The sequence below is a fragment of the Mycobacterium sp. NGS40 genome (assembly GCF_059812735.1).
The window spans coordinates 1-5,164 of the sequence record NZ_JCALDG010000064.1; the positions used below are offsets into that span (position 1 = coordinate 1).

General features: G+C 65.3%; 4 protein-coding genes and 1 pseudogene. 1 reads left to right on the forward strand and 4 read right to left on the reverse strand.

Annotation, left to right across the window (positions count from 1 at the left end; translation table 11 throughout):
• Nucleotides 1-228: 228 nt before the first annotated feature.
• The 3 genes and pseudogenes from AC5Y5O_RS31680 to AC5Y5O_RS31690 all read right to left on the reverse strand — a co-directional run.
• Complete coding sequence (locus tag AC5Y5O_RS31680; protein WP_061559441.1) at nucleotides 229-579, reverse strand: hypothetical protein; 351 nt, start codon at nucleotides 577-579, stop codon at nucleotides 229-231.
• A gap of 119 nt (nucleotides 580-698) precedes the next feature.
• Nucleotides 699-1,955: a DUF5631 domain-containing protein gene (locus AC5Y5O_RS31685; protein WP_338048819.1), complete on the reverse strand. Its 1,257-nt coding sequence runs from the start codon at nucleotides 1,953-1,955 to the stop codon at nucleotides 699-701.
• A gap of 11 nt (nucleotides 1,956-1,966) precedes the next feature.
• Nucleotides 1,967-2,300 (reverse strand): annotated as a pseudogene (locus tag AC5Y5O_RS31690) (hypothetical protein); the annotation flags it as partial.
• A 526-nt stretch (nucleotides 2,301-2,826) separates the two neighbouring features.
• On the opposite strand from AC5Y5O_RS31690, the gene AC5Y5O_RS31695 reads away from it, so the two are divergent.
• On the forward strand, nucleotides 2,827-3,942 hold the full coding sequence (locus AC5Y5O_RS31695) for an IS110 family RNA-guided transposase (protein WP_239723499.1): 1,116 nt from the start codon (nucleotides 2,827-2,829) through the stop codon (nucleotides 3,940-3,942).
• Nucleotides 3,943-4,031: 89 nt separating this feature from the next.
• On the opposite strand, the gene AC5Y5O_RS31700 is transcribed toward AC5Y5O_RS31695, so the two are convergent.
• A complete protein-coding gene (locus AC5Y5O_RS31700; protein ID WP_082811594.1) occupies nucleotides 4,032-4,763 on the reverse strand; it encodes a sensor domain-containing protein in 732 nt (243 codons plus the stop codon).
• Between the last annotated feature and the right edge of the window lie 401 nt (nucleotides 4,764-5,164).

A 5,164-nucleotide genomic window follows, 5' to 3' on the forward strand; every position in this document is an offset into this window, starting at 1 on the left:
GTCGCAGCGGCAGCCGAATTGGGGATCCCCACCGCAGCACCAGGCTAGCCCTCTGACCTTCACACGCGGCCTAGAAGAATCGTAAGACTCCAAACTGCCGAAATCCGCTGCCGGCTCAATCCTCGCAATGGCGTTCGTAATCCCAGCGTTCCAACCATGCGGAGAGGTGGTGGACTCCGATGCTGACCACGATCAGCACAACGCCTTCGGCGACCATCAGAAGCTCGTTCACAGTCGGTCCATCTCACGGGCCGTCGCCGCCTGCTCGAAGTAGCTGATCCTCCGTGGCGGGTACCGGCGGCGCGGCTCACGCTCGACGCTGACGCTCCGCACCAACCGTTGCCAGAGCGCGATAAGCCCAGGGCGCGGGGCGGTGCAGGGCCGCGGTGCCCCAAGTGCGACGGCCGTTGCGAACGTCACCTGGCGTTCGCTGATGAGCACCGGCTCCGGGACCACACTGGTGAAGTTTCGTGCTTGCGCGACGGCTGATGCTTCGACCGCCGCATGGCTAGGTTGCGTGGCTGCAGCGGTATCGCGATGTAGCACCGCTGTTTTCGGGATGGCTAGCATTTCGATCACCTGAGGGAGGTTTGCGCCCGGTGGGTCCGGCCGTTGATGAAAATCTATGAAGGCATCGACGTTGAGCGCATGCGTAATCGACTACCTGTTCTGATTCGAAGAACCCGCACTAGTAGCCATCAGGTCTCGGCAGTCCACTGGCTGGCCGGCGGTTCATCGAGCTTCTGGAACCACGCCAGGTGATAGTTGGCCGACGTCGCGTCACCCGCGACGCTGCTTTCGGTGGCGGCCAGCAACAGGCAGTTGAGCAACAGCGCTGGCACGACATCCGGATACTGGCTCAGCAGCTGATAGCGGGCGGTGTCGAGATGCACACGCAGCAGGTCGGCTTCCTCTTCCACGACACCCGTTCCCGCGGTGGCGGCTTTCGCCAGGGTGTGCACCAACCGTGGAAGTCCGTCGCGCCAATGCGTGACTCGACCCAGCTCCCATCCGAAATCTTCGACCGCCGGCAGTTCGCGGGCCTGCACCGAAGATTCGGTCGCGGCGAAGTCGGCCGGCCGGCCGACCCGATCGCCCGGGGTGTAGGTGGCGGACCGGATCGCGTCACCGAGCAGTGCTGAGGCTTTGCCGGTCTGGCGCCCGGGCGCCAACAATCGCACGCCCACCGGAAGGGTGATTCCGGGCGGAATCCATCCGTGGGCAAGATCGGTGACCAACAGCGTCGTGCCGTCCGCGTGATCGCCGACTGCCCAGTTCAGCCCGGTTTCTTGACGAACGACGAACGCCAAGAGCCGGTGCAGTCGTTCGGAATCTGATTCGGCGTTGATTGGGGCCGCCGGGGCATCCACGAGTTCCGGCTCGGGCGCCGGCTCTAGTTCGGGTTCCGGCTCGCTGACGGCCACCTCCACGGGTGCCGGCTCGGGCTCGGGTTCGGGTTCCGGCTCGCTGACGGCCACCGGCACGGGCTCGGGCTCAGGCTCCGGCTCGGGTGCCGGCTCCGGCTCGCTGACGGCCACCTGCTCGGGTTCCGGTTCCTGTTCGGGTTCCGGTTCCCGGACTTCCGGTTGCACCGGAATCGCCACGTCCACCGTGGCATCCTCGGACGGAGCTCGATGCCGGCCCCGCGAAGAATCGAGGTCATCGCCGTCGACCGCGAAAGTCTCAGTTACCGGCTCTTCAGCAGCGGGCTCGTTGGCGACGGGCTCTGCGGTGACGGCAGGTATGACTTGCGTCTGATCGAGCGTCCGATCACTGACGACGGGCTCTGCAGCCGGCACCACCGGGATGACTTGGGTTTCGTCGACCGCCGGCGTAGCGACATCAGGTTCCGCTGCCGGGACCGCGGGGATGACTTGCGTCCTTTCCAGGTCAGCCGTGCTGAAACGTCGCGCGACCTGCGCGGTTTGACGTCGTGCGCGCGTCTGCGCCTTCATCAATTCCAGCTGCCGAATCGTCGATTCGACTCGCCGCACGGCGCGGGCGCGGGCTTCGTCGATGACGCGAGCCTCCGCCGCGCGCCGGCCCATATCAGTGAGTCCGGCTCGCTTGACCATCCCCAGCTGCTTATTCGCACTACCGGTGATTTGCTGCAGGTCTTTCTCGAGATACTCTGCAAGCGTGGCGGTTTCGTCTGTCACCGTCGACAGCTCGGCAGGCCAAAGCCCACCGATCACCCACGGGGTGCAATCGACAGGAGAGCTGAAGGCCGGCATCGACAATGATTCCCGGGTAGCTCTCCGGAGGCGCTGGCGCGCCGTCTTTCGACCGAAGATCGCCACCGGATCAGACTACCGATACGTGCCGAACGCTCTTTACCAAAGGTGAATTGTGCGCGTGGGAGCGTCGTGGCGGGTGACGTCTTGCCGCCTCCGAGGTGACCGGGTGATGGCGAAAAGGCAGCGCCCGCACATACATTGATTTCTTCTGCGCCGTTCTGCGCGCGAGGCACCTGCGATATCATCGAGACGTCCCGACGGGTGCATGTCTGGCTCCCCGTAGTATTGCCGCCCCAGCGGCTGGCCTGTTTGCGGTACTGCCGGCACGTTCTTCTGAGGGATGGGATGGCCGAACCGAAAGCAGTACGCCACTCGCAAGTGTCGCAACCGCCATGCGCGGCGGCCGGATGCTTGCAACACCTGAGGCCTGGCTTAGGCCAGTAGTGCGCGCCTCGGCGCGCTAAGGCGAATACTGCCGGCTCCAGGCGGGGGAGGAGGCTTGTGGTGTCTCACGCGCACACCACAAGCACGGTGAGCGGCCGCAACGCGGCCGACAATCCCTGCTGCACACAAAAGCGAGGTGGTGCCAATGGATGTCGTGATCGGTGTCGATGCACACAAGGCCACCCACACCTTCGTCGGGGTCGACAGCGGCGGCCGAAAGCTGGCAGAAATTACCGTGGCGGCAACCACCGACGGGCACCTCGAGGCGCTGAGCTGGGCCCGCGCCACCTTCGAGGGTGGCCTGGTCTGGGGGGTGGAGGATTGCCGCAACCTCAGCACGCGATTAGAAAACGACTTACTCCACGCAGGACAACACGTCGTGCGGGTGCCACCCCAACTGATGGCCCGCACCCGTGCCTCGGCCCGCACCCGGGGCAAGTCGGACCCCATTGATGCCCTGGCCGTGGCGCGCGCGGTGCTGCGCGAACCGGACCTGCCCGTGGCCAGCCACGACGACACCTCGCGGGAATTGAAGCTGCTCGTCGATCGCCGCGAGCACCTGGTTCAGCACCGGCGCGCGACCATGAACCGGTTGATGTGGCGCGTCCACGAACTCGACCCGCCCCACGCCAGCAAACGGATGAGGCTCGACCATGAGCTTCCACGTCAAGTGCTGCGGAGCTGGCTGGCCACCCAGCCCGGCTTGCTCGCGGAGCTGGCCTACGACGAGTTGACCGACATCGCCAGGCTCACCGACGAAATCGACGCCCTGGAACGCCGTATCGCCGTGCGCGTGCGCGCCGCGGCGCCCTCACTTTTGACGCTGTTTGGCTGCGCCGAACTCACCGCCGCCAAACTCATCGGAGAAACCGCCGGCGTGCACCGGTTCCGCAGCGAAGCCGCCTACGCCCGCCACGCCGGCCTCGCCCCCATCCCACACACCTCGGGAGGCAGCCAAGTGCGGCTGCGCGGTAGCCGCTGCGGCAACCGCCAACTCAACGCCGCGCTGTTCCGCATCGCCTTCACCCAACTGCGGGGCGGCTCCGGCGCCGACTACTACCGTCGGCGCCGCGACGCCGGTGACACACACGCCAAAGCCCTGCGGTGCCTGGAACGCAAAATTGTGCGCAAGGTTTATGCGCACCTGCGTACCGATGAAGCCAACAGACACCAATCCCAGCCAGCCCCAGGGCATTTCGAAGAACTCGAGCGGCTCAACGACCAGTGGTCACGCGCGCTGGCCACCCTGGGGGACCGATGACGCGCAAGCGGCATAGGAGGTCAACAGCGGAGCGTCCTCCTCGGGGCGGGGGGCATCTTCCTCGGCGGCGGCCTTGGCGAGGTCGTAATTTAGTGGGGTAGCTTGGCGGCGATCGCGTTCGCGATTGTCACCATCTTGTCGGTGACCATGGCGGGGCCTTGTGCAGCGACGTCAATGACGACATTGGAGCGTGAGGTGATTGCGCGTACGTTGGTCTGTTCGCCCTTGCCTTCCGGGTGGATGACGAGTGTTGAGATATCGGAAATTATCGGATATCCCACTGTGTACCAATCGGTTCGGGTGTTCGGCGGCGGCCCGGTGAGCCCGGTGTCGCTGAAATGGGCGTCGGCGCAGTGCTGCCAGGCCAGTGTCACGCGCGCGACGAATAGGGTGGCTGCATCAGCGGTGGGAAACGTGACCACTCCTTGGTCGACGGAATGGGTATGCCGGTTGCCGGGCTCGCGCAACCCGTGTCCGAGCGCTCCGGTGTAGCCAGAGCCGTGGTAGGCGGTCCACATGGTGTTCCAGACTGCTTCGGCACAGCTCGGATCTGAGAAGGTCTCGCTGGCATCGGCCGGGGTGATTGTCGAATAGGTGTGGAAGGTTGCCAGCGGGTCGGCGCCGACGATGTCGCTGATGTGTTCGTCCGACAGCAGCAGTTTGTCGAGATCGGTCGGGGCCACGCTCGGGGCCGCACTGTCTCGAGCCGACAGCGCGCGCGGCTGTCCGCTGAGGACGTGTGAACACGCCGACGTCATGATCACGCAAGCCAGTGCGAAGGCGGCGACACTCCGATAGCCATGGCGGCACGGTGAAATCATCTATGCCACCTTACTTTCGCTGCCAGCGCCGCGGCGCAACGGGAATATGCGAAACTCGGCGAGTTGGGACCCGAATGCATCATCAGCGAGTACCGGGTTGTGCGCCTAAGCGGCGAAGCGTATGCCACATTGGCTGGTGTCGACTCAGTCGGAGCGGTGAGCAGGCGTGAGGCGAGGGCATCTGTTTGTTGCGGTGCGGAAACTCCTGGCTTTGGCCGGGAGCGGAAGTGCCGCTTCTCCTTTCGCTGTGTTGTCGGTGTCCGGGGTGTAGGTTGTCGGTCGGCCGATTGGCGAGGCAGCGCTCCAGTGCCCTGCTGATGTGTGCGCCAACAGGTCGGCGCAGTGGATCAGCACCTGCGAGCCCGTGGCCGCTGAGATGTTCGCTGGCGCGTGCGATGGCG